We start from the raw sequence: 24,536 nt of genomic DNA on the forward strand, positions 1-24,536 counted from the left end.
CCTACATTACGTTATCAGTTATGTCGTTAACCTCTTATAAATCTGCGGCAGCTTCACCGGGAGGGTTTCGATCTGGTCGATGACCAGATAGGCGACCTCGCCATACATGCCGCGCAGATACTCCGGTCCTTCCCGGTCGACCGTGATGCAGTAGGGATGAATCCCTTGCCGCTTCGCTTCGCGAAGCGCCATCTTCGTGTCGGCGGTCGAATACGAGCCGCTGTATTGGTCGTCGAGCGGCTTGCCGTCGCTGATGAGGGCCAACACCTTGACCTTGGACGGCTGGGCCGCGAGCCGCCGCGCCGCATGACGGATGGCGGCGCCGTCGCGGTTCTGAGCCGCCGCCTCGATCCGGCCGATCCGGCGGTCGATCTCGGCGCCGTAGCGCTCGTCGAAATCTTTGATCAGATAGAAATCGACCGAATCTTTTCCCCGTCCCGAAAAACCATAGAGGGCGAAGCGGTCGCCGACGGCGTCGATCGCCTTCGACAAAAGGACCAGCGCCTCTTTTTCGATCTGGACGATCCGCTTTCCGGCGTTCTTGGGGTCCCCAAAAAGCCCGCTTTTTGGGGGTGGGGGAAGCGGCTGCTGTGTCGAGCCGCTGATGTCGATCAGAAAAGCGATCGCCACACTCCGCTCTTTCTTCTGGCGGGCGACATAGATCCGATCCGAAGGAGAGCGTCCCGATTTCGCCTCCACCCGGCTGTTGAGCAGCGCATCGAGATCGAGCTCGTCCCCCTCCCGCTCTCCTTTGATCCGCTTGAGCCCTTCCGGGCGGAGGTGCTGAAACGCCGTTTGAATCGACTGGATCATCCCCCCATACTCGACGAGGATTGCCTCGACCGCGTCGGGGGTCCCCGCCGCCACCGGCCGCTCGATCACCTGGCACCATCCCGGCCGGTAGTCATTGCTCTCGCAATCCCATTCATCATACCGGAACCGCCTGCCGCCTGCGGTCCCTCCCGGCTCCGAGCGCCCCGCCGTCATCTGCTCGGCGAGGGTGTCGAGCGCCCCTCCCTGCTGAAGCGATTCGAGCGTCGACTCCCCCCGTTGGATCGATCCGGAGAGGGCCGCCACGGCCGCCTCGGTCGAGAGATCGACCCCCGCCCCTTTGAGTTTCTCCAGCAGGGCGTCGGCCTGGGCCTGTGTCGCTTTCTTCGTCTCCTCCACCCGCTTCGGATCGATTACCCCGCGGGTCGAGGGGGCGATCATTCCGGCCCCTTCTCCTTCGCCCCGGACCGGGCTTCCCCGCTCATCAAAGGTCTCCATGTCGCCGGTGGCGGGGGTCGGCTCGGCCTGGTCGATTTCCAAAAGATCGTAGACCCGCGCCGCCGCCGCCATCGCGTAGGCGACCGGGACCGGCGCATCGGGGTTCTGAACCGCTCCCAACATCCGGCAAGCCTCGAAGAGGGTCGATTGAATCGCCGGCGGGATCGGCTCTTTTGTTTTCCCCGACAGCGAAATCTGATGGAGCAGCTCGACGACAGCCCCGCGCGGGCTCAACCCGGTGAGCGGCGGACGGCGGGCGAGGTCGGCCTCGCGCATCCGGATCAGCGCCGATCTTAATCCGGGATACTCCTGCTTCAGCAAGTACTCGATCCGAGCCCCCTCGGCGATCTCGAAAAGCCGCTGGATCAGCGCCGGCTCGGGAAAGAGGGAAAAGAAGGAGGTCAAACTCGAGAATCCCCCCCGGCGTTTGTATTTCATCTGAAGCGCCTCGATCAGGTCGGCGGTGTCGGCGATTTTCGGCGTGAAGGTGTTGAACTCCAGGTAGCCGGCCTGATAGGCGGTCGCAACCTTATACCATTCGAGATTGAGCGCCCTGTCTGGGAATTGGTTGACATGGTCCGGAAGATAGATCGTCTGGCCGTCGGTCGTAGGCGCCTCGGACTCCTTTCCTTCCTGTTTGAGGCTTGAGGTCGGCTGGATCGCGACCGGCCGGCCGGAGAGGGCCTCCGCGAAGAGCTTTAACATCCGTGAGATCGAGGCCAGAGAGACACCGGTCCCGAAATGATCGACCGCCTCGCGCGCCCCCTTCGATTCAAACGCAAAAAACGCCTTTGCCGACCCCCGGCCCCCGGCCCCCGGCCCCTGCTTCACCAAGGCCATCCCCTCTTCGACCCACTCGGGGAAGTGGGAAGCGGCGCGCCCCATTTCCTTCAAGATCTTGGGACCGCTTAAGAAAAGGGTCGCCGCCAACTCCCCGTCGAATCGCGCCAGGGTCAGCGCTTTATCGAGCAGGACCCCTTCGAGATGAAGGGTCTGAAAGGGGGGGAGGATGGCGGCCGCCTCGGTGAAAAGCTTGGCGGCGAGGGTTGGATTCCGCTCGGCGACCTCGGCCGTCAGATCGAGGAGCCGGACGCGGTCGGCGTTCGATGAAATTTTAGTGAAAACCTCCGGACTCGTCCGAACGAACTGCAGCGTCGCGAGGACCTTTCCGGAGGAGAGCTTCTGTCCCGCTGCGATCCACTTCGGGAGGAGCTCGATCGGCAGGAGAATCAGGAGCGAGGGGGTCGTTCGGAAATACTCAACCGCCAAGGTGTAATCTTGTTTCCCGAGGGCGAAGCCGTGCTCGGCCCATTCGGCCAGCGCCGCCTCGGTGAGGGACACGTTGGCGAGCAGGGCGGGCGCCTGTTGGTAATATTCCATCGCCAAGTTGTAGTCGCGCTGCGCCAGGGAGATCCCCAGCTGAAGAAAGCGGTCGCGGAGCGGCTTGGATGGAAGCTTGGAGAAGACCGCGGCGCCCTGTTTGAAGAACCGAATTCCTGCCGCCGACGATTGCTGCGCGATCTGAATTCCCATCCCGACCCAGCCGGCCAGCTCGTCGGGGCCGATCGACTGCAGCACCAATGGGACCGCGCGAAAGTATTCCGTCGCTGCTTTCGTCGAGAAATCGGAGAGGATGAGGCCGATGTTCACCGCGTTTTTTTGGAGGGACGGATCGAGCCGGGAGAGCGCCCAGAGAATGCGCGCGGCCTCGTCGGCGTCGAGGGTCGCCGCCAGCAAAGATTGGATCGATTCGAGGGGGGATGACGGGCTCATTCGAAGAAACTGCGGACAATTTCCATGAGGGTTCGGTGCATCTCGGCATCGTCGGTCATGGCGTCGGCGATCGCCGCCGCGCAAGCCCGATGCGGCGGGATGCCCTTCCCGATCAACTGGCCGGCATAGATCAGAAGCCGCGTGCTGACCCCTTCTTCCAGGCCGTGATTTTTAAGATTCCGGACCTTCTCGCCGATCCCGACCAGGCGGCGCGCGACCTCTTCCGAAATGGCCGCTTCCCGGGCGACGATCTGGATCTCCGTTGCGCGCGGGGGATAGTTGAATTCCAATGCGATGAACCGCTGGCGGGTGCTCTGCTTGAGGTCTTTCAAAACACTCTGATAGCCGGGGTTGTACGAGATCACGAGCATAAAATCGTCCGACGCGGGGACGATCTCCCCCTTTTTCTCGATCGGGAGGATCCGCCGGTCGTCGGTCAGCGGGTGGATGACGACGGTGGTATCTTTGCGGGCTTCGACGATCTCATCCAGATAGCAGATCGCCCCATGTTTCACCGCCAGCGCCAGCGGGCCGTCGGCCCAGACCGTCTCGTCCCCCTGGAGCAGATACCGCCCGACCAGATCGGAGGCGGTCAGATCTTCATGGCAGGCGACGGTGATCAACGGGCGCTTGAGATGGTAGGCCATGTAGGCGACGAACCGGCTCTTCCCGCAGCCGGTCGGCCCCTTGATCAGCACCGGCCGCTTCGATTCATAGGCCGCCTTAAAGAGAACGGCCTCCGCGCCGACCGGTTGATAATAGGGCTCCTTGGTGAGATAAAACGGCTCCATGATCGATGGGTGTTGCATGAGACCTCCCTGTATCAAATCTGGGGGGATTATAACCTTTCCGGATTGATAAAACAATCGTTTACCCCGCCGGTATCGGGTGTCTGGAGGGGAACGAAGGGGAAAAAACTTTTGACTCTTTTCCGCTTTTAAGGTAAGTTTGGTCTACTTCAGGGAGTTTTCGGATGGACGATTTCGAAAAAGTCTACGAGCAGGCCCGCGCCGCCTTCGACGAGGGGAAGATCATCGAAGCGGAACGGCTCTTTCTCAAGCTCCTCCAGAATCATCCGCAAGGATATGCCGATATCTATAACAAGCTCGGCATCATCACCTTTCAGAAAGGAAATGCGGAAATGTCGGTCGTTTACTTCAAAAAGGCGCTTCAGATCAATCCCCGCTACACGGAAGCCTCCCTTAACCTGACGATCGCCCTCAACGACCTCGGCCGATACGACGAGGCGGGCGAGACCTTTTCCAAGGCGGCGCGGGTCGTCCGGTCCGAGGTGAAATCGATCGATCCCTTTATCCAGGGAAAGCTCGCCAACGAACATGCGAAGCTCGCCGATCAATATTTTGAGATCGGCCTCTACGACGGCGCGCTGGAGGAGTACCGGAGGGCTCTCTCCATCCGGCCGAAGTTCGTCGACGTGGTCACCAAAGTCGGAATTACCCTGCGGGAAAAGGGAATGTTCGATGATGCCATCGAGACTTTCCAGCAGGCCAAAGAGATTCATCCGAAGTACATTCCCGCCATCATCCATCTCGGCGTCACCTATTATATGAAGGGCTTTGTCGATCTGGCCCTCGCCGAATGGGAAGAAGCCCAGCGGATCAATCCCGAGGGGAAAGAGGCGCAGGTTTATCTCGCGATGGTGAAGAAAGAGATCATCGAGGGGTGATCTCGTTTTGCCTTTCCCGCCGGTTCCTTTCCGCTCAGAAATGAGTCCGTCATGATCGCCAGCACGGCCCCGTCCGTCCTTCCGGAGCTTTCAGAAGAAACCAAATCGGAGATCGAAGAGATCCCCCCCTACAAGGTCATCCTGCTCGATGATAATGTCACATCGATGGAATTTGTTGTCCGGATCTTAATTCAGATTTTTGGAAAAGATCCCGACACCGCCCAAGCGCTGATGTGGCAGGTCCATACAGAAGGGGCCGCGCATGTCGCGACCCTCTCGAAGGAGCAGGCGGAGTTGAAGCAGGAGCAGGTCCACAACGCCGCCCGGGCGGAGGGATTCCCGTTTCGTTGTGTCATTGAGCCGGCTTAATTAGCAGATCTTCGTCACGATCTTTATGATCTCTTCCGGAAGGCGTATCGGCTTGAAGCGCTCGTCGACGCAGACGAGCCGGACCCAGCCTTCGGCGGCGACCTTCTCGGTATCGTGCAGGCGGATCACATGGGAGAAGGTGAGGCTGGCGCGGCTGAAGTCGACGACCTCCGTTTCCATATCGAGCAGGTCGTTGTAGCGCGCCGCCAGGCGATAGTCGATTTCGGCGTGGGCGACGACGAAAAGAACCCCCGCCGCCGCGTACGAAGCCACTTCCAACCCCCGCTCCCGGAAAAATTCGGTCCGCCCCCGCTCAAAATATTTCAGATAATTGGCGTAATAAACCACCCCGCCCGCGTCGGTATCCTCGTAATAAACACGAATCTGCATCAATCCTCCATGACCCTTTGAAATTGACCGCCAACCTTGCGGCGTCGCCCGGCCCGGTATCCCCCCGGCATATAGTCGGTCGTGTGAAGCAGGGCGAAACCGCCGTCGGCCGAGAGGATGATCGCGCCGGCCTCCCCGCCGATCCGGCGGCGCATCCGGATCAAAGCGCCTCTCCCGGCTTCTTCCGCCTCAACGCCCCCCTCCATCGTCAACGCGATCTCCTTCGCGAGCCCCGCCCGGATGATCGCCTCGCCGAGGCCGGTCATCGAAACGGCGCCGGAACGATTGTCGGCGTACGTTCCGGCCCCAATCAAGGGGCTGTCTCCGACCCGTCCCGGAAGCATCAGACGGATTCCTCCGGTCGAGGTCCCCGCCGCGACATTCCCCTCTGTGTCGCGCGCCACCGCCCCGACGGTTCCGCGCTTTCCCTTTTCGTTTTTCTTCGCTCCTTGAAGCTTCCGGAAAAGCGCTTCCCACTTTCCGAAAGAGAGCTCCTCGGAAGGGGGGCTCGGAGCGGCGAGCGAAGGGGAAAGATGGGGGAGACGGAAAAGACGGGCCAATCCCTCCGCCGATTTTCCGACCAGGAGAAGGTGCGGCGTCCGCTCCATCACGAGGCGCGCGGCGCGAATCGGGGTGAGAATCCCCTCCATCGCGGCGACCGCCCCGGCGGAGAGGTCCCGCCCGTTCATGACGGAGGCGTCCATCCGGAGGACCCCGTCCATCTGCCGCTTCGATCCCTTTCCGGCATTGAACCGGCCGCTCTTCTCCAAAACGACCACGGCCGCCTCGACCGCGTCGAGGGCGGAGGCCCCCCTCTGCAGAAGGCGCTCCCCCCGGTCGAGGGCCGTTTCGATCGTTTTCAACTGCGCGGCGGTCGGCGGGGTCGACCCGCAGCCGCCGTGGATCAGCAGAACCGTTGCGCGCGTTTTCTTCTTCATCGGTTTGGTCACTTTACATCAGCGCCGCGGGCGACGACAAGTCAAAAAGTTATTTTTTGGAAGGCGTTTTCTTCTGAGACGATTTTTTCTTCGGAGGCGGGGGGAGCTTTTTCTTCACAGGCGGAGGGGGTTCATTCTTCTTGATGAACTCGGCCGGAATTTTTTTCAGTTTGTCGGGGACATTTGAATAGCTCAAATAGCGCCACGGCCCCTCATGTGTCTGGCCCTGATACCACTTTCCATTGTGATAGAAGTACCATCTCTTCTCGAAGAGATAAAGATTGTAGGAAAGATCGGGAGCATGATAGACGTCGAGGTTGGGAATCCGGGCCAATTTGGGGCGACGGGCGACACGCATCGGCGCGGGACCTTGATCGGAGGATTGCGGGAAAGCGGTCCGATCGACGCGGGAATAAACGGCCCCCTTGCCCTCGGCTTCCCCACCGAAGAAGATTCCGAAAAAGAGGGCAAAGATCCCGATCGAGTGAATGGATCGAAATTTCATCTTCTCAATCGTAGCAAATGAAGAAGCAGTGTCAAGTCCGCCGTTGCGTTGCCGGCATGCCGTCATCCCGACGCTCCGGCCGACGCTCCGGCGGAGAAAAAGCGCTGAACCGCTTCGAGCCGATCGGTCCGGGGAGAGGGGGGAAGGCTCGCGAGAAAATGCCGGCCGTATTCTTTTCTCGTCACACGGTGATCGAGAATGGCGAGAAGCCCCCGGTCCTCCCGATTCCGGATCAGTCTTCCAATCCCCTGTCGAAGGGAGAGGATCGCGGAGGGCAATTGAAACGTCATGAAGGGATCTTTCCCTTGATCGGTCAGCGATTCGATCCGGGCGGCGATGAGGGGATCGGAAGGAGAGGCAAAAGGGAGTTTGTCGATGATGACGCAAGAGAGCGCTTCCCCTTGGACATCGACCCCCTGCCAAAAACTGGTCGTTCCGAGGAGAACCGAGGAGACTTCGCTCCGGAACGTTTCGATCAGCGCATGCTTCGGCTGGTCTCCCTGCTTGAGGAGAAGATAGGGAACCCGGGGGGCGATCAGTCGATAGACCTCTTCCAGATTCTTCCAGCTGGTGAAGAGGAGAAAGGCCCTCCCTCCGCTTGCAGCAAGGATTCGGACGATTTCCTCCGCGATCGCCGGAACAAACGGGGGGCTCGTCGGGCTCGGAAGATGGCTCGGGAGATAAAGGAGCGCTTGTTTTTCGTAGTCAAAGGGGGAGGGAAGGACCGCCTCGTCGGCCTGCTCGATCCCCAGACGCTCTTTCACAAAATCGAAAGCCCCCGTCGCCGTCGGGGCGTATTGCAATACGCCCCGGCTTTGCATACCGGAAGAGAGGGTCGCGGAGGTGAGGACGATCGGGATCTCCTGCTCAAAGAGCTTTTGGCGGAGGAGGGCCGAGATATCGAGCGGCGACGCATGGAGAAAGACCCCCAGCCTTCGGCTCTCTCCCCAGAAGACGAACGGGGTCGACGCATCCGCCGTCAGAAAGAGCTGCAAGTCGGCCGAGAATAATTCGATCCGCTCCGCAAGATGGGAGAAACCGTTGCTTTTTACCTGCGCGGCGTGGATCTGCTGGCGAAGCAGGTCGAGCGATTGGAGAAGATCGTGCCCAGCGGTGACCGCTTCCCGCGAGAAAAATGCGCGTGTCAGACGGTATCGCTCTTCCCCTCTCCTGAAAAATTGAAAGAACCGGTTCGACTTCGCCAAGATCCGCGCGCACTGGTCGAGATACCCTTTCTCCTGCGGTTGGGAGAAGCGGACCTCCCGCTCGGTGTCGCGGAGGAAATCTTCCACCCGGTAGCTGCTGATCGAGACACCGAAGTATTGGGTGGCGACCTCTTCCAGCAGATGCGCTTCGTCGAAGATCACGGCGTCGTAACGGGGAAGGACCTCCCCGAAGGAAAAATCTTTCAGCGCCAGATCGGCGAAGAAAAGATGGTGGTTCACGACAATCAGGTCGGATGCGGCGGCCGATTGCTTCATCCGGGTGATGTAGCAGCGGTCGTAGTCGGGACATCCGCTCCCGAGGCAGGCCTCCCCCTTCACGGAAACTTCCGGCCAGAGGGGCGACCCCTCCGGCAGGGCCGACAACTCGGCCCGATCGCCGGTGGCGGTCTCCATCGACCAGCGGTGGAGCTGTTCAAAATCTGATCCGACTTCCAGGCCGGGAAAGGTCGGCTGCTCCAGAAATTGTCCGAACCGGTAAAGGCAGAGGTAGTTCCCCTTCCCCTTCATCATGCTGTAGGTAAAGCGGCGCGGGAGTGATTGCGCCAGGAGCGGGAGATCTTTTTGGTAGAGCTGGTCCTGAAGGGTCTTGGTCCCGGTGGAAATCACGACCCGTTTTCCGCTGAGCGCGGCCGGAATCAGGTAGGCCCAGGTCTTTCCGGTCCCGGTGGGGGCCTCCACCAGAAGGGTGCTCTGCCGCTCCAGGGCGTCGGCGACCGCGGAAGCCATCTGCATTTGCCCTTCGCGGTATTCGTAACGATTTAAAAGGGTGGAGAGGAGCCCGCCGGGAAGGAAGAGCTTTTGACAGGAATCGGATGATCCGGTATCTTTTACTTTGTTCCTTGCCAAGAGAAAACCTTTATTTTGAGGTCGAAGTGGCCGAAGGTCAGATCCGGGGGAAAAGCGTCGTTTCCGTATCGAAAGATATCGCAGAGGGATTCATGGTCCTCAATCCTCTGGTCCTGAAGCGTTTCGAGAAGGAAATGTACAAAGCCCTTCATCAACAGCTGAAGAAAGTGCAAAGAGAGGTTCGGTCGGAGAGTTTCCCCACGCACGACACGATGGGGATTCGGAGACGGAACACACGCCTTCAGCGATTACACACCGCTCTGGTGGTCCTGGAACATGCCGCCAAGGAGAAGCGGATCCCCCTCCTGTAATCTACACCCGAAATATTTTGCTATTTTCCCGTATCGGTCGTAATCAAGAAGCTTAACTTTTCCGCCTCCCGAATCCGCTCGGCCGCTTTCTGCGCCTCCGCGCGACTTGGATAATGGCCGATCCGAACCCGATACCGGGTTCCCTTCTCCGGGATCTCGCCGGCCGCGACATAGACGTCATACCCCTTTTTCTTCAACTTTTGGGAAAGGGTCTCGGCCCCTTTTCTTTCCGCAAAGGAGGCCACCTGGATCGTGTAGGCGCCGGAGGGTCCGGAAGTCGGCGGGACGGAAACCTTCTTGGGGTCGCTCTTTTTTTCCGGCGGCCGCTTTGTTTTTTGGGCTGCCGGCTTGGTCTCTTTCTTCGTCTGCAGCGCGACGCTTTTCTTTTCTTTGTCCTTCAAGGTATCGAAGAAGGTCAAGTCTTCCTTCGGAATCGGATTCCCAGGGGCTTGAGCGGTCGCCGCATTCCCTGGGGGGGGCGCCGCGGGGAAAGGCTCCGGCTTTGAATCGAACCGCATCTCCCCCGGCTTCAGCGCGGGGTCTGGAACCACCGGCTCTTCCTTCTCCGAAAGCTCCGCCGGAGCGGCCGGGCTTTGATCGGGCGCAAGCTGGCTCACCGGCGGGGGCGGGGGGGGCTCCGGGCTTTCCTCTTTTGTTCGGAAGACAAAAACGAGCGTGAGAAAAACCAAAACCCCCAGCAGGCCGATCATAAAATAGGGGGGCTTCTTCTTCGGGCCCATTCCTTCGTCTTCTCGCTTCAAATCCTTCAAGTCACGCATGAAAAACCCCCTTCCTGACAAAAAAGGACTTTTAAATTCGCGTTACAAAATCAGCGTTGCATCGCCGTAGCTGTAAAAGCGGTAGCGCTCCCGGATCGCCTCTTGGTAGACGGCGCGGACCGCCTCGCCTCCGGCAAAGGCGGAAACCAAAACCAGAAGGGTCGATTTCGGCAGATGAAAATTGGTGATCAAACCGTCCACCGCTTTGAAATGATACCCCGGCGTGATGAAGAGCTCGGTCTCCCCGGCCCCGGACTGAACGGTTCCGTCGGGCCGGGAGGCGCTCTCCAGCGCACGGGTCGCCGTTGTGCCGACGGCAATCACCCTTCCGCCGCTCCGTCGCGCCCCCTTCACCGCCTCCGCCGTTTCGAGGGGGATCTGAAACCACTCCCGATGCATCCGGTGATCGGCGATCCGCTCCTCCCGCATCGGTTGGAAGGTGCCGAGGCCGACGTGGAGGGTGACCGTCGCAATTTGGATCTCCTTTCGCCGGATCTCCTCTAAAAGCGCATCGGTAAAATGAAGCCCGGCGGTCGGCGCGGCGGCCGACCCCGAAGCTTTGGCGTACACCGTCTGATAGCGCTCCCGGTCGGCCGTGTCGCTCCGGCCCGCGCGTTTCTTGACGATGTAGGGGGGGAGCGGAACCTCGCCCCAACGCTCCAGATAAGCATTAAGATCAGGGGTCCCTTTCGGCAGCTCGAACCGGATCTCCTTATGCCCTCCGTCGATCTCCCGGACCACATGCGCGATCGCCCCCTCTTCCAGAAGCAGATCGACCGGCGGGGTGACTTTCCCTGTCATCATCACTTCCCACACATCCCTGTCCGAAACCGAGGGACGCAGAAGAAGCAGCTCGATGCGTCCCCCCGACTTTTTCTTCGCGCGAAGGCGCGCCGGGAAAACCCGGGTGTCGTTGAGGACCAGAAGGTCCGAAGGGTGCAGATATTCGGGAAGCGACGAGAAGCGCCGGTGTTCGATCTTCTCTCTTTTTCGATGGTAGACAAGGAGCCGCGATTGATCCCGCTCGGCCGCGGGCGACGCTGCGATCAGGGAGGGATCAAGGGAGTAATCGTAAGCCGCAAGGTGCTGTTCATTCTCTAGAGAGATTATTTTATTTCCTCATACGGTTGCAGCGTGACGCCTGGGTAGTAATATAACAGAATCTCATCAAAATTCAACCCGCTTTCGGCCATCACCTTCGCCCCCCATTGGCAAAGCCCGACGCCGTGTCCGTAGCCCATCCCCCGGATCTGAATTTTCCTTCCAAAACTTTCGATGGTGAACCGGGTGCTCGGAAGGATCTTGTAGCCGAGGGCCTTTCGGAGGTCTTCGGCCTTCACGATCAACTCCCCGCCCGAGTAGAGAATCCGAACGGTCAGCAGCCGTCCGGCCCGGCTCCATTGAAGAGGGGTCAGCGTGGCGATGGCGCCGACCGGATGACCGAGCTTTCCCAAAGCCGCCTCCAGATCGTCGAGGGTGATCGTCCGCTTCCACTCGTGATAGGGGGAATCTCGATCGAGGGGACAGCTCACCCCTTTGAGATAGGGAAAGGCGATGTTCCAGCGCTCGGCGGCATCTTCGGTCGGACCGGCGGAGGTGGAGTGAAAGAAGGTCAACGCCAGCCCCCCGTCGTAAGAGAGAATCTGTCCTTTGGTCTGCGCAATCGCAAGCGAAGCGCGGCTGTCTTCGACCGACTCTCCTTTGTAAACCTGTCCGAGGATGGTGTTGACCAGGTCGTACTCTTTTCCCTTTCGGTTTTCCCTCTGATAGAGCGCATAGGTGCGGGAGATGACCGCTTGAACTTTCAGCGCTTCCATCTCCCAGTCGGCCGGCATCTCCGCGGGAACGACCCCCTGGAGGTATCGCTCAATATCGATTTCATTGATGACGAGGAGGCCGCCGTTTTTCTTTTTAATCTGGATCGTGCCGTCGTACAGTTGGCGGTTGATCGCGATCTTGCCGCCGCGCCTCGGTGAAAAGAAAAGGGCTTCTTCCCCCGTTTCCTGTCGATTGAGCGTAATCCCTTTTTGAATCCGAAGATCGGCGGAGGTGATCGGATGTTTGCTGAGGAGGTCGCCCGAAGCGGTCTTGACGAAAAAACCTTCACCGGAGGTAACGAGCACCTGCGCGGCATTCTCCAGAAGGGCCACACGGATCGTCTCCCCGGCCCATGCGGCCGTCGGAAGGAAAAAGAGAAAGAGGGCGATCAGTATCGAATGCATTACCTTCGACTCAACAGCCAGAAGATCAGCGAGAGGATGATACTGATGAGAATGCTGGTGGCGATTGGAAAATAGAAAGTCACGTTGCGCCGTTGAATGAGGATATCGCCGGGAAGTCGGCCGAGGCCGGGGATCTTCCCCGCGAGGAGGACGATGCCGCCGAGAAGGGCGAGGATCAACCCGAGAAAAATGAGGATGCGCCCGATGTCGGCCATCTGATCCTCCTTATTTTGCCTTGCTGATTTCCAACATCCGATCGATCGCCGTCTTTGCGCGCACGGCGACCGACGGGGGAACGGCGATCGGAAACTGCATCTCCTCCAAGGACCAGAGGAGCTTCTCGAGGGTATTCACCTTCATGTGGGCGCAATCGCACCACTTGCAGGCGGGAATGAATTCTTTGTCCGGATTTTCTTTCTGAAGGCGGTGGAGAATGCCGATCTCGGTGGCGACGATGACCTCGCTGTGATCGGTCTTTCTCGCCTCGGTGCAGATCCCGCTGGTCGAGAGGACCTGATCGGCCGCGGCACTCACCTGGGGGGTGCACTCCGGATGGGCCAGGACCAAGGCGCCGGGATGTTCCGCCTTCGCCTCCGCCAGCTCGGAGGTCATGATCCGAAAATGGGTGGGGCAATAGCCGTTGTATAAGATCAGCTTCCGTCCCGTCTGCCGCTCGACGTGGGCGCCCAAGAACTGATCGGGAATAAAGATCACCTCCCGATCGGCCGGAATCGACTGGACCACCTTCGCCGCATTCGACGAAGTGCAGCAGATATCCGACTCGGCCTTCACTTCGGCGCTGGAGTTGACATAGCAGACGACGACCGCGCCGGGGTGCTGCGCCTTCAGCGCCCGGACCTCCGCCGCCGTGATCATCTCCGACATTCCGCAGCCGGCATCGAGATCGGGAAGCAGCACCGTTTGATTGGGGCAGAGGACCGCCGCCGTCTCCGCCATAAAATGAACGCCGCAAAAGACGATCACTTCCGCGTTGGTCTGCGCCGCCTTCTGAGAGAGCTCCAGCGAGTCGCCGATGAAGTCGGCGACATCCTGGATCTCCCCGATCTGATAATTATGGGCGATGATGATCGCCTGCCGCTCTCTTTTGAGCCGCTCGATTTTGGCGATCAGACGTTTTTCGGTGGCGACACTCATCAATCGATCCTACAAGAAAAGTGAATTTAGTTTAACATAGGGGGGGTAGCTGATCAAGCAACAAAGCGGGCCCCTTTTAGAATCTTTCCGATCATTTCCAAGTCTTTATGCCGCTCCGGCGGTTTGTGATCACACGGGATTTCCAGGGCGGGTCTTCCCCAAAGTTGCATCAGAGAAGAGATCATGGCGTAAAACCACCTAGTGGCAGGAACCGCTTCCTGAATCGACCACCCGCATCCGTCCGGGAAAGAGCATCGCGATGAATTCCCACTGATACGTCCCGTCGTTGAGGACCAGCCTCAACACGCCGTAAGCCCGGTTATATCTGAATTCACTGTTGGCCGCCGTTGTCCTAAAACGGTGGAGGCCCGCCCCGCCGGTCCCGACCACGAAGGCTCGAATTCCCCTGCCGGGATCGGCCGCGCCGTCGGGCGATTGCGGCGCAAAGCGCTCGTAGACATGATCATGTCCGGAGAGGACGATCTCCGTCTTCGCTTCGTAGAGGGCCCGCCAGATCGGCTTCATGGCGGCCTTGCCGCGTCTCCCGGAGCTGAAGAGCGGATGGTGCCAATAGGCCAGTGTGCATCGCTTGGGATGGCTCTCCAAATCGGCCCGCAGCCACGCCTCCTGAGGAGAGCCGGCGCTCACATCGATGTTGCTGTTGAGAACGATGATATGCCACCCCCCGAGATCGTAACTGTAGTAGCCTTTATCCGGCTCGCCCGCTTTGGGGCCGAAGTAATCAAAATATCCGGCGGCGCCGGGGGTCCGGTAGTCGTGATTTCCGGGGGAAGGACGGGTCCGCTCCTTATGCCGGCCCCAAAAAGGATCGTAGCAGTCGGCGAAGTCTTCAGCGGACCCTTCCGGATAGGCGTTGTCCCCCGTCGTGAAAACCAGGCCGGGGATCCGATCGAGCAGCCGGGCGGTCGCCTGATTGCCCTTCCAGAAACAATGGCCGATGTCCCCGGCGCCGACCAGAACGGAGGAGCCCTCCGGCACGGAGAGAGACGCGGGAGCGGGAAAGCGCGCGCATCCTAAGACAAAAAGGGGGAAGAGGATGAGGAGAAATAAAGAGAGACGTCCAATAAGGATGCGGCGTATTCCGGGGGGGACCGGGTCCATCGAATCACCGGGGGGGAGGTGTCATTCGGCGCGATTTAGAAGAGACGAGATAAAAGCGCTTATCGGATCAACGCCTCGGCGATCTGCACCGCGTTGAGCGCCGCCCCCTTTCGCAGGTTATCTCCGACCACCCAGAGATTCAGGCCGTTCGGAACGGAGCGGTCTTCGCGCACGCGGCCGACGTAAACGTCATCCTGTCCGGCGGCATCGAGCGGGGTGGGATAAAGCTTGCGGCCCGGATCGTCCATCACAACCACGCCGGGGAAGGCGGAGAGAAGCGCGCGCGCTTCGTTCGGCAGAAGCTTCTTTTCGGTTTCGATGTTGACCGCCTCGCAATGGGCGCGGAAGACCGGGACGCGGGTCGTCGTGGCGGTGATCCGGATCGCATCGTCCCCCATGATCTTCTTCGTCTCATTGACGATCTTGGTCTCTTCTTCGGTATACCCCGTCTCCGGATCGGCATCCCAGTTGACGATGCAGTTGAAGGCGATCTGCTGCGGGTAGACCTTGCATTCGACCTCTTGGAAATTCATCAGGGCGCGCGTCTGCTCCATCAGCTCCTGCATCGCCTCTTTCCCGGTCCCGGAGACCGACTGATAGGTCGTCACGATCACCCGCTTGATCCGGGCGGCGTCGTGGAGCGGCTTGAGCGCCATGACGAGCTGGGCTGTGGAACAGTTGGGGTTGGCGATGATGCCGCGATGGTTTGCCAGGGTGTGGCCATTGACCTCAGGCACCACGAGCGGGACCGCCGGCTCCATCCGGAAGGCGCTCGAATTGTCGATCACCACGGCGCCGGCCTTCACCGCGTGCGGGGAGAACTTTTTGCTGAGGTCGCCGCCGGTCGCGCCGAGGACGATGTCGATCCCGTTGAAAACCTCTTCGCTCAGTTTCCGGACAACGATGTCTTTGTTTCTAAAAGTGAGGGTGGAGCCGGCCGACCGCTCCGACGCAAAAAGATGGAGCGCCTCGACCGGGAACTGCCGCTCCTCCAAAATCTCGACCATCTCCTGTCCGACAACCCCCGTCGCCCCCATGACGGCGACGTGATACGCGTTCTTTTTCTGAAGCGCCATAAGCGTTCCCCTCTTACTTGAGTTCTTCCAAAATCCGGCGGCCCATCTCGACGCATCCGACTTTCTTCGTCCCCTCGGAGTAGATGTCGGCCGTCCGATAGCCTTTTTCCAGGACCCGGACCACCGCCGCCTCGATGGCGGCCCCCTCTTTATCGAGCCCGAAGGAGTACTGCAGCATCATCGCGGCGGAGAGGATCGTGGCGATCGGATTGGCGAGGTCCTTCCCGGCGATGTCGGGAGCGCTTCCATGAATCGGCTCGTACATCCCCCGCAGGCCCTTCCCATCCGCTCGCTCTCCCATGCTGGCGGAGGGGAGCATCCCGATCGAGCCGGTCAACATCGCCGCCTCATCGGAGAGGATATCCCCGAAGAGATTCGTCGTGACCAACACATCGAACTGCTTCGGGTTTCGGATCAGCTGCATCGCGCAATTGTCGACGTACATATGGCTGAGCGCCACATCGGGATACCCCTTGTGGACTTCGGTGACGACCTTGCGCCAAAGCTCGGTCGCTTCCAAGACATTGGCCTTGTCGACCGACATCACCTTCTTCCGCCGCTTCCGGGCGACCTCGAAGGCGACCTTGGCGATCCGGACGATCTCCGGCGTTGTGTAGACTTCGGTGTTGATCCCCCGCTCGCCCCCTTCATACTTCTCGACCCCGCGCGGCTTGCCGAAATAGATCCCGCCGGTCAGCTCGCGGACCACCAGCAGATCGATCCCGTCGATCACCTCCCGCTTGAGGGTCGACGCGTCGGCGAGCATTGGAAAAAGCTTGGCCGGCCGGAGATTGGCATAGAGTCCCAGTTTCTCGCGCAATCCGAGCAGCGCCCGCTCGGGGCGAATCGAATAATCGAGCCCTTCCCATTTCGGTCCCCCGACGGCGCCGAGCAAAACGGCATCGGCCTCAAGCGCCAACTTGAGGGTCTCCTCGGGAAGGGGCTTCCCGAACTGATCGATCGCCGTTCCGCCGACGATGGCATTTTGAAATTCGAACCGATGTCCGAATTTTTTACCGATGGTCTCCAAGACGGCCACCGCCTGGGGAACGATTTCCTGGCCGATCCCGTCCCCAGGGAGAACGGCGATTTTATATGCTTTTGTCATTTTCGCAATAGATCCTTGTCAATGATTGAACGTTTAAGAGTACCCTAGATTAATCCCACTTTCGGCTCGGTCTTCCCCCCGCGTGCGGCGCGCGCGGCGAGTTTGTTCAGGGCATTGAGATACGCCCGGGCCGAGGCGATGATGATATCGGTGTCGGCGCCGTGTCCCATGGCGGTTTTCCCCTCTTCTTCGATCGAGACCGACACTTCGCCCAATGCGTCGGTCCCGCCGGTGATCCCCTTGACGTTGTACGAGAGAAGACGGCTCTTCGTCTGGGTGATCGCCGCGATCGTCCGATACACGGCATCGACCGGACCGTCCCCCTTGCCGACCATCTTGCGGACGGTCTCCCCGATCGACATCTCGACCGTGGCGGTGGGGGTGACCTCACTCCCGCTCTCCACATGAATCGCGATGAGCTTATAAGTTTCGGAGGGGCGGTCCATCTCTTCCGTGATGATCGTCTCGAGGTCCTCTTCGAAGATCTCCTTCTTCTGATCGGCGAGACGCTTGAGCCGCTCGAACGCCTGGTCGAGCTCGGCCTCGTTCGGATGATAGCCCATCTCTTCCAGCCGCTTTTTGAAGGCGTGGCGGCCGGAGTGCTTGCCGAGAACGATATGGGTCTTGCCGGCCCCCACCGACTCGGGCCGCATGATTTCGTAGGTCATCTTCTCCTTGAGCAGCCCGTCTTGATGAATCCCCGACTCGTGCGCGAAGGCGTTGGCGCCGACGATCGCCTTGTTCGGCTGAACCATCATCCCGGTGATCTTGCTGACCAGACGGCTCGCCTTGGTGATCTCTTCGGTATTGATCTTCGTATCGGCGCCGAAGAGATCTTTGCGGGTCCTAAGCGCCATCACGACCTCTTCGAGCGAGGCGTTCCCGGCCCGCTCGCCGATGCCGTTGATCGTGCACTCCACCTGTCCGGCCCCAGCCAAAATGGCGGCGATGGAGTTGGCCACCGCCAGCCCCAGATCATTATGGCAGTGGACGGAGATGACCGACTGATCGATATTGGGAACCCGCTTGCGGATCGCTTCGATCAGCCGCCCGAAGTCTTGCGGGATCGCGTAGCCGACCGTGTCGGGGATATTCACCGTCTTAGCCCCCGCGGCGATGACCGCCTCCAAAACTTCACAGAGATAGGTTTCGTCGGAGCGGGTGGCGTCCATCGGGGAGAATTCGACATCCTCGACGTAGCCGCGCGCGTGCGAGACCATCTCGACCGCGCGTTTGAGCGCCTCCTCCCGCGTGAGCCGGAACTGATGCTTCAGATGAATGTCGGAGGTGGAGATGAAGGTGTGAATCCGGACCTTTGCCCCTCCTTTCAGCGCTTCCCAGGCGCTGTCGATGTCGGCCGGCTTGGCGCGCGCGAGGCTGCAGATGGTCGGCCCCTCGATCTCGTTGGCAATCGTCCGGACCGCTTCAAAGTCGCCGGGGGAGCTGTAGGCGAATCCGGCTTCGATGATATCGACCCCCAATCGGGCCAGCTGCCTGGCGATCGAGAGCTTTTCCTCGACGTTCATGCTGGCGCCGGGAGATTGCTCTCCATCCCGGAGGGTGGTGTCGAAAATTTGAATCATCCGTGACATCGCATCTGCCTCAATTGTGAATGGATAAATAAATGGCCTTCACCCATGGACGAAGGCCAGTCTACCAAATGAACTCCTGAACGAAAGCGAGTCCAAGTTTTAGTTTTTAAGGTAAATCTCCTTGTCCTCGATATCCTCGACCCCTTCGCCGGCGGGGGGAGGCGCTTCGCCCGTCTTCTTGGAAAGGCGGTTGTAGAGGGCGACGACCGGTTTCTCAGTGATTCCTGAGAGGACATAGATTGCGAAGAGGGAGAAGAGCATGACCTGAGGAGCGGTCACCAGAATTAAAAGGACCAGGACCAGGCTGACCAAAACGCCGAACGGCTTTCGATCCTTCAGGTTGAACTTTTTGAAGCTGCGATAACGGATATTGCTGACCATTAAGAAGGCGAGCATATAGGTGACCGCCAGGGTCAACGCGGGACGGATCTCTTTGCCAAAGTGGAGAATATAACTGTCGAGCATGACCAGGGTGGCGATCAGGCTTGCCGCCGCCGGAATCGGCAGCCCGACGAAGTCGGTCGATTCCGGGCCGGAAACCTGGACGTTAAAACGGGCAAGTCGGAGCGCGCCGCAGACGATGAAGAGAAAGACCGCGACCCAGCCGAGGCGGCCGTAACCGCTTAAAGCCCAGGAGTAAATCAAAAGACCGGGGGCCACGCCGAAGGAGACCAGATCGGCCAGCGAGTCGTATTCGACGCCGAACCGGCTGGTCGTTTTGGTAAGACGGGCGAGTTTGCCGTCTAAAGTGTCGAAGATCGAAGCGACCAAAATGGCGATGGCGGCCATGACATACTCGGCGTTGAAGACGGCGATAATCGCGAAAACGCCGCAGAAGAGGTTTCCGCTGGTGAAGAGGTTCGGAATAATATAGATCCCCTTCCGTCTCAGCTCTTTCATTTCCGGCCTTTTTTTCTGATTCATCTTAAAATTCCTAGAATGGTTTCGCCTCCCCGGACCTTTTGTCCCATGGAGACGCGAATTTCCGTTTCGATCGGGAGAAAGAGGTCGACGCGGGAGCCGAAACGGATCAGGCCGAATCGCTCGCCCCGATTTAAAACGCTTCCTTCTTGAATCCAGCAGACGATCCGCCGCGCGATCAGTCCTGCGATTTGAATGCAGACAACCCGTTTTCCGGCCGGCGTTTCCAACACAACCGCGTTTTGCTCATTCTCCAGCGAAGCTTTCGGCACGTTCGCCGCGAAGAAACGTCCGGCGTTGTAAAAAACGCCGATCACTTTTCCGGCGACGGGAACCCGGTTGATGTGGACATTAAAAACATTGAGGAAGATGCTGATCTTGATCGCCGGTTTATTGAGAAACCGCCCTTCTTCCGTCCTTGAGATATCGACGATCTTTCCGTCGGCCGGAGAGACCAGCGCCCCTTCGGCTTGCGGAACAGATCGACGCGGATCTCTAAAAAACCAGAGGCAAAAAAGGGTCAGCGCCCCGAAGAACCACCCTGCCGCTCGACCGAGGAAGAGCCCCCCCAGCAGGGTCGAGAGCGCCCCGCCTGCAATAAATATGAAGCCTTCTTTTGCGATCGGAAATTGTGTTTCTTCTGTCATGCTCAACCTCGTCCGGTGCGGAGCGCCCAAAATGGTTTACGGTTCCGATTTTAGCATTTTGGAGGAGAAAAAAATAGCTACCTGGACGGGAGACGCTTAGTTCTTGCTCCGATCGACCAGCCGATCTTTCTTGAGCCAAGGCATCATGGCACGAAGCCGCTCACCGACCTGCTCGATCGGATGGGCCTCCCCTTTCTTTGCAAGGGCGTTGAAGACCGGTCTTCGCGCCCTGTTCTCCAGGATCCACTCCTTGGCGAACTGGCCGCTCTGGATCTCGTTGAGGATCTTCTTCATCTCTTTTTTGGTTTCGTCGGTGATGATCCGCGGCCCCCGCGTCAGGTCGCCGTAGCGGGCCGTATTCGAGATCGAGTAGCGCATGTTCGAGATGCCGCCCTCATAAACCAAATCGACGATGAGCTTCACCTCATGCAGGCATTCGAAGTAGGCCATCTCCGGAGAATAGCCGGCCTCAATGAGGGTCTCATACCCGGCCGTAATCAGGGAAGTCAATCCACCGCAGAGAACGGCCTGCTCTCCGAAAAGATCGGTCTCGGTCTCCTCCCGGAAGTTCGTCTCCAGAACGCCGGCCCGCGTCCCGCCGATTCCTTTGGCATAAGCGAGGGCGATCGCCTTGGTCTGCTTTGAAGGATCTTGATGGATCGCAATTAGGCTTGGGACGCCGCTTCCCTTTGTAAATTCCGAGCGCACCAGGTGCCCCGGTCCCTTGGGCGCCACCATGAAGACGTTGATATCCTCGCGGGGGACGACCTGTCCGAAATGGATATTAAATCCATGGGCAAACGCCACATAAGCCCCGGTCTTGAGATTGGGGGCGATCTCGTTCTGGTAGAGATCACCGGCGACTTCATCGGGGGTGAGGATCATGACGATCTCGGACGATTTCACCGCGTCGGCGACCGGCATGACCTTGAGTCCGGCACGCGCCGCTTTGTCCCAGGAACGCCCTTCGCGCAAACCGATGACGACCTTCAGCCCGCTGTCCATGAGGTTCAAAGCGTGGGCGTGTCCCTGGCTGCCATATCCGACAATGGCGATCTGTTTCTCTCTCAACAGGGAGGCATCGGCATCTTGATCGTAATAAATTTTCATGGAATCCCCTTATTATACGGATGGACCGTGGAAAATAAATCCTATTTTGATACCATCTTTTTCTCTCGTTCTTCTTTCGAGGAGATGGTCTTGATCTCTTCCCGGGCGATGGCGATCCGGCCGGTTCGAATCAACTCCTTGATCCCGAGCGGCCGGAGCAGGTTGATGATCGCGTCAATTTTTTGCACATCGCCGGTAATTTCGATCGTATAGGTGTTCGGCGTGGAGTCGACGATTTTTGCCCGAAAGATATCGGCGACCCGGAGCGCTTCGGCGCGGTCCTGCTCGCGGGTGTTGATTTTGATGAGCGCGGTCTCCCGCTCAACATACTCTTTTTCCGTGAGATCGACCACCTTGATCACATCGACGAGTTTGTTCAGCTGTTTGGTGATCTGCTCGATGATCCGGTCGTCTCCCTGCGTCACGATGGTCATCATGGAGACCGTCGGATCAAGCGTCGGCCCCACGGAGAGGCTTTCGATGTTGAAGCCCCGGCCTGAAAAAAGGCCGGAGACGCGGGAGAGAACGCCGAATTTATTCTCGACCAAAACGGAAATAATATGCTGCATGAATCCTCATCAGTTAGGGGAAACAAACGGAAGAGATTACGCGGTGAGCACGCCGTCCGCTTTTTCTTCCTGCTTTTGACCCTTCGCCTTTTTCGATCCCTTGTCAGGGTCGGAGAAGACCATCTCGTTGATGGCGGCGCCGGCCGGAATCATGGGATAGCAGTTTTCTTCTTGATCCACCTGAAAATCGATCACGACCGGTCCGCTGGCGGCGAGTCCTTCTTTCAGAACATCGTCCACCTCGCTCACCTCCGTGGCGCGAAGCCCGACGGCGCCGAAAGCTTCGGCCAACTTAACGAAATCGGGAGAGTCCCCCATGAAGCTTGAGGAATATCGCCCATCATAGAAAAGCTGTTGCCATTGACGGACCATTCCCAAATATTTATTGTTGATGATGGCGACTTTCACCGGCAGCTTGTACTGGACCGCGGTCGCAAGCTCTTGAATATTCATAACGATGCCGCCGTCGCCGGCAATACAGACGACCTGTTCATCCGGATAGGCGCATTGGGCGCCGATCGCTGCGGGGAGTCCGTATCCCATCGTGCCGAGACCTCCCGAATTGATGAAGGTGCGGGGCCGATTGAATTTATAGAATTGGGCCGACCACATCTGATGTTGGCCGACATCGGTGGTGATGATGGCATTTCCCTGCGTGGCCTCATAAATCTTGTCGATCACGTATTGAGGCTTGATGATTTTGTTTCCCTGTTCATAAGCGAGAGGATGTTCCTTCTTCCACGCTTCGATCTGCTCCATCCACGGCTGATGTTGTCCCAAATTCCCATTGCCGGAGGTCCGCAAAAGCTGATTGAGTTCCCGGAGGACCAGTTTGGCATCACCGACGATGGGCACATGAACGGCTAGGTTCTTGTGGATCGAAGTGGGATCGATGTCGATGTGGATGATTCGTGCGTTCGGGGCGAAGTCGGCGACCCGGCCGGTGACGCGATCATCGAAGCGGGAGCCGACTGCAATGATGAGATCGGAATTGTGGATCGACATATTCGCCCAATAGGTCCCATGCATTCCGAGCATGCCGAGAAACTGAGGATGCGTTCCTGGAAAAGCGCCAAGGCCCATCAATGTGAGGGTTACCGGGATTTTTGTGATCTCCGCCAGCTCGCGAAGCTCTTGATGCGCATCCGAGGAGAGGACCCCTCCGCCGGCATAAATGACCGGTTTTTTCGCCTTTAAAATCTCCTGGGCCGCCTGCTTAATCTGCCACTTGTTTCCTTTATAAACGGGGGAATAACTTCGGATATACACTTTATCAGGATACTTAAATTCGGTCTTTGCCAAAACGACATCTTTCGGAAGGTCGACCAAAACCGGCCCGGGTCTCCCGGAAGTGGCGATGTAAAAAGCCTCTTTAATCGCCTGGGCCAGATCGTTTACATCTTTCACCAGAATATTGTACTTCGTACAGGGACGGGTGATGCCGACCACATCCGCCTCTTGGAAGGCATCATTGCCGATCAGTTTCGTCGGGACCTGACCCGTCAGAATCACCAAGGGGGTTGAATCCATATAGGCGTCGACGATGCCGGTGACGGTATTCGTGGCGCCGGGACCGGAGGTCACCAAAACCACGCCCGGCTTTCCTGTCGCCCGCGCATATCCTTCCGCCATGTGTGTTCCCCCCTGCTCATGCCGGCAGAGAACGACCTGGAGATCCTTTTCGTCATAAAGAACATCGAAGACAGGAAGATTGACCCCTCCCGGATAGGCAAAAACAACTTGGACCCCCTCCCGCTTGAGGCACTCAATCAGAATTTGTGATCCCGACAATTTCATTGCGCTTCTCCTTTGGTCTCGGCCGGTGGTTTTTTCTGGCCCTTACCTTCAAACAAATACAAACGATTGACCGCGCCTTACCGAGTCCGCTAGTTCATTTGCTTTTACAAGTACTTTATATTTAAAGGGAATAAGAGTCACGATGATAACATGAGATTAATATTATTACCATAGCCCGGAGGGGGAGTCAACCGGAAATATTTGGGAAATCAAGGCGGATAGAGCGGAAAGGAATGTACTATTCCTGGGGGAGGTATTGAAGGGGATCCCCCTTCGAAATCGGCTCGGAACTCAAGGTGATTCGGGCGGTGGCCGTCTCCTTCTGGCTGGTGAGAACCAGCAGACGTCCCACGCTCCGCTTTGGAATACGACCGGCACCGGCCTTTTCCCCGCCGTGGATAATTTCAAACTGATCCCCGGGGAGAATGCCATTCTTCCATCCCTGGTCGATGTAGACGATGTCATGCTCTCCACTACTCAACCGATCGTCACGCACTTCGGCGATCATCCCTCCCTTTTTGTCGGAAGAGACCTGCTCGGAGGGGGTCGAAGAACGGATGAGGGCTCCGAGTGCCGCGATCTCATCATCCATTGAAATGGCCTCTTTCGAATGAACAACCTGAGCGGTCGCAGTATTCCCGTTGCGTTCGATGACCTTGATTGCTCCGGTAATTTCAATCAGATCTCCGAGCAATTTTCCCGTCTCGGGATGGTGGACTTTCTTTATTTTACGATAGAGGACCCATTCATCGGAAGCGGCTTCCGTTTTTGAAAGTTGGAGATAAACAATATCGCCTCTGGAAAAGAGGGTCTTCGAATCCTTTGCCCCGATGAGTTTTCCGTCTGAGTTTAGATCCTGCACGACCATTCCATTCGAGAGAGCCGACCAAAAATCGATCTTTCTAGGCGAGGCGATCTCCTTTTCGCTCAGGTCCGAGAGAGGCGACATCGGTTCCTCCGCAGGGATCTCTTCCGCCGACACGTGGAAAGCGCCGACGGAAACAAGAAAGGTCACCAGAACCGTCCATTGAAAGACCCGCTGTCTAAAGGCCATTTTATCCTCCTCGCCGTCTTTGGAGAAAGATATCAAATAATCGTGAATTGTCAAGAAAGGGGATCTCCGC

General features: G+C 58.5%; 24 protein-coding genes. 3 read left to right on the top strand and 21 right to left on the bottom strand.

Annotation, left to right across the window (positions count from 1 at the left end; all coding sequences use genetic code 11):
- Positions 1-18 precede the first annotated feature (18 nt).
- Together MNODULE_RS01005 and MNODULE_RS01010 are read right to left on the bottom strand one after the other, a co-directional pair.
- Positions 19-3,042, bottom strand: a complete 3,024-nt coding sequence (locus MNODULE_RS01005) for a nitric oxide reductase activation protein NorD (protein WP_168057638.1) — start codon at positions 3,040-3,042, stop codon at positions 19-21.
- Positions 3,039-3,851, bottom strand: coding sequence for a CbbQ/NirQ/NorQ/GpvN family protein (locus MNODULE_RS01010; protein WP_168057639.1), 813 nt, complete (start codon positions 3,849-3,851; stop codon positions 3,039-3,041). Before MNODULE_RS01010 ends, MNODULE_RS01005 begins: the two co-directional genes overlap by 4 nt.
- A 164-nt stretch (positions 3,852-4,015) precedes the next feature.
- Between MNODULE_RS01010 and MNODULE_RS01015 the strand changes: the two genes are divergently transcribed.
- Entirely contained in the window at positions 4,016-4,729 is a 714-nt protein-coding gene (locus MNODULE_RS01015; protein WP_168057640.1) for a tetratricopeptide repeat protein, read from the top strand.
- A 51-nt stretch (positions 4,730-4,780) separates the two neighbouring features.
- Positions 4,781-5,098 (top strand): ATP-dependent Clp protease adaptor ClpS, encoded by a 318-nt coding sequence (locus MNODULE_RS01020; protein WP_168057641.1) that lies wholly within the window; start codon positions 4,781-4,783, stop codon positions 5,096-5,098.
- On the opposite strand, the gene MNODULE_RS01025 is transcribed toward MNODULE_RS01020, so the two are convergent.
- The 4 genes from MNODULE_RS01025 to MNODULE_RS01040 form a co-directional block, all read right to left on the bottom strand.
- Entirely contained in the window at positions 5,099-5,488 is a 390-nt protein-coding gene (locus tag MNODULE_RS01025) for a YbgC/FadM family acyl-CoA thioesterase (RefSeq protein ID WP_168057642.1), read from the bottom strand.
- Entirely contained in the window at positions 5,488-6,426 is a 939-nt protein-coding gene (locus MNODULE_RS01030; RefSeq protein WP_168057643.1) for an isoaspartyl peptidase/L-asparaginase family protein, read from the bottom strand. The genes MNODULE_RS01025 and MNODULE_RS01030 overlap by 1 nt, the downstream gene beginning before the upstream one ends.
- Before the next feature lie 49 nt (positions 6,427-6,475).
- Positions 6,476-6,931, bottom strand: a complete 456-nt coding sequence (locus tag MNODULE_RS01035; RefSeq protein WP_168057644.1) for a hypothetical protein — start codon at positions 6,929-6,931, stop codon at positions 6,476-6,478.
- 62 nt (positions 6,932-6,993) lie between these two features.
- Complete coding sequence (locus MNODULE_RS01040) at positions 6,994-8,889, bottom strand: DNA repair helicase YoaA (RefSeq protein ID WP_168057645.1); 1,896 nt, start codon at positions 8,887-8,889, stop codon at positions 6,994-6,996.
- 140 nt (positions 8,890-9,029) lie between these two features.
- On the opposite strand from MNODULE_RS01040, the gene MNODULE_RS01045 reads away from it, so the two are divergent.
- Positions 9,030-9,314 carry a hypothetical protein gene (locus MNODULE_RS01045; protein ID WP_168057646.1) on the top strand — a complete coding sequence of 95 codons (285 nt, stop codon included), beginning with the start codon at positions 9,030-9,032 and terminating at the stop codon, positions 9,312-9,314.
- A 20-nt stretch (positions 9,315-9,334) separates the two neighbouring features.
- Here the strand turns inward: MNODULE_RS01045 and MNODULE_RS01050 are convergent, their stop codons facing one another.
- The 15 genes from MNODULE_RS01050 to MNODULE_RS01120 form a co-directional block, all read right to left on the bottom strand.
- The gene (locus tag MNODULE_RS01050; protein WP_168057647.1) at positions 9,335-10,093 is read right to left on the bottom strand and encodes an SPOR domain-containing protein; all 759 of its coding nucleotides are present in this window, start codon (positions 10,091-10,093) and stop codon (positions 9,335-9,337) included.
- Between the two features lie 42 nt (positions 10,094-10,135).
- Positions 10,136-11,200 carry a tRNA preQ1(34) S-adenosylmethionine ribosyltransferase-isomerase QueA gene (gene queA, locus MNODULE_RS01055; protein WP_168059162.1) on the bottom strand — a complete coding sequence of 355 codons (1,065 nt, stop codon included), beginning with the start codon at positions 11,198-11,200 and terminating at the stop codon, positions 10,136-10,138.
- A complete protein-coding gene (locus MNODULE_RS01060) occupies positions 11,200-12,315 on the bottom strand; it encodes a SpoIID/LytB domain-containing protein (protein ID WP_168057648.1) in 1,116 nt (371 codons plus the stop codon). The genes queA and MNODULE_RS01060 overlap by 1 nt, the downstream gene beginning before the upstream one ends.
- Positions 12,315-12,530: a DUF2905 domain-containing protein gene (locus MNODULE_RS01065; RefSeq protein WP_168057649.1), complete on the bottom strand. Its 216-nt coding sequence runs from the start codon at positions 12,528-12,530 to the stop codon at positions 12,315-12,317. Before MNODULE_RS01065 ends, MNODULE_RS01060 begins: the two co-directional genes overlap by 1 nt.
- 10 nt (positions 12,531-12,540) lie before the next feature.
- Complete coding sequence (gene nadA / locus MNODULE_RS01070; protein WP_168057650.1) at positions 12,541-13,470, bottom strand: quinolinate synthase NadA; 930 nt, start codon at positions 13,468-13,470, stop codon at positions 12,541-12,543.
- Between the two features lie 198 nt (positions 13,471-13,668).
- Complete coding sequence (locus MNODULE_RS01075) at positions 13,669-14,592, bottom strand: metallophosphoesterase family protein (RefSeq protein ID WP_168057651.1); 924 nt, start codon at positions 14,590-14,592, stop codon at positions 13,669-13,671.
- A gap of 59 nt (positions 14,593-14,651) precedes the next feature.
- Entirely contained in the window at positions 14,652-15,668 is a 1,017-nt protein-coding gene (locus MNODULE_RS01080) for an aspartate-semialdehyde dehydrogenase (RefSeq protein ID WP_168057652.1), read from the bottom strand.
- Positions 15,669-15,681: 13 nt separating this feature from the next.
- On the bottom strand, positions 15,682-16,776 hold the full coding sequence (gene leuB / locus MNODULE_RS01085; protein WP_168057653.1) for a 3-isopropylmalate dehydrogenase: 1,095 nt from the start codon (positions 16,774-16,776) through the stop codon (positions 15,682-15,684).
- 44 nt (positions 16,777-16,820) lie between these two features.
- Positions 16,821-18,368 (bottom strand): 2-isopropylmalate synthase, encoded by a 1,548-nt coding sequence (locus MNODULE_RS01090; protein WP_168057654.1) that lies wholly within the window; start codon positions 18,366-18,368, stop codon positions 16,821-16,823.
- Between the two features lie 99 nt (positions 18,369-18,467).
- On the bottom strand, positions 18,468-19,292 hold the full coding sequence (gene pssA, locus MNODULE_RS01095) for a CDP-diacylglycerol--serine O-phosphatidyltransferase (RefSeq protein WP_168057655.1): 825 nt from the start codon (positions 19,290-19,292) through the stop codon (positions 18,468-18,470).
- Complete coding sequence (locus MNODULE_RS01100) at positions 19,289-19,936, bottom strand: phosphatidylserine decarboxylase family protein (RefSeq protein ID WP_168057656.1); 648 nt, start codon at positions 19,934-19,936, stop codon at positions 19,289-19,291. Before MNODULE_RS01100 ends, pssA begins: the two co-directional genes overlap by 4 nt.
- A gap of 96 nt (positions 19,937-20,032) precedes the next feature.
- Positions 20,033-21,046 carry a ketol-acid reductoisomerase gene (gene ilvC, locus MNODULE_RS01105; protein WP_168057657.1) on the bottom strand — a complete coding sequence of 338 codons (1,014 nt, stop codon included), beginning with the start codon at positions 21,044-21,046 and terminating at the stop codon, positions 20,033-20,035.
- 41 nt (positions 21,047-21,087) lie between these two features.
- Positions 21,088-21,615, bottom strand: a complete 528-nt coding sequence (ilvN, locus tag MNODULE_RS01110) for an acetolactate synthase small subunit (RefSeq protein ID WP_168057658.1) — start codon at positions 21,613-21,615, stop codon at positions 21,088-21,090.
- A 36-nt stretch (positions 21,616-21,651) separates the two neighbouring features.
- Positions 21,652-23,412: a biosynthetic-type acetolactate synthase large subunit gene (gene ilvB / locus MNODULE_RS01115; RefSeq protein ID WP_168057659.1), complete on the bottom strand. Its 1,761-nt coding sequence runs from the start codon at positions 23,410-23,412 to the stop codon at positions 21,652-21,654.
- A 238-nt stretch (positions 23,413-23,650) separates the two neighbouring features.
- The gene (locus MNODULE_RS01120) at positions 23,651-24,466 is read right to left on the bottom strand and encodes a hypothetical protein (protein ID WP_168057660.1); all 816 of its coding nucleotides are present in this window, start codon (positions 24,464-24,466) and stop codon (positions 23,651-23,653) included.
- Positions 24,467-24,536: the final 70 nt, after the last annotated feature.

The organism is Candidatus Manganitrophus noduliformans (assembly GCF_012184425.1).
Lineage (GTDB): Bacteria > Nitrospirota > Nitrospiria > SBBL01 > Manganitrophaceae > Manganitrophus > Manganitrophus noduliformans.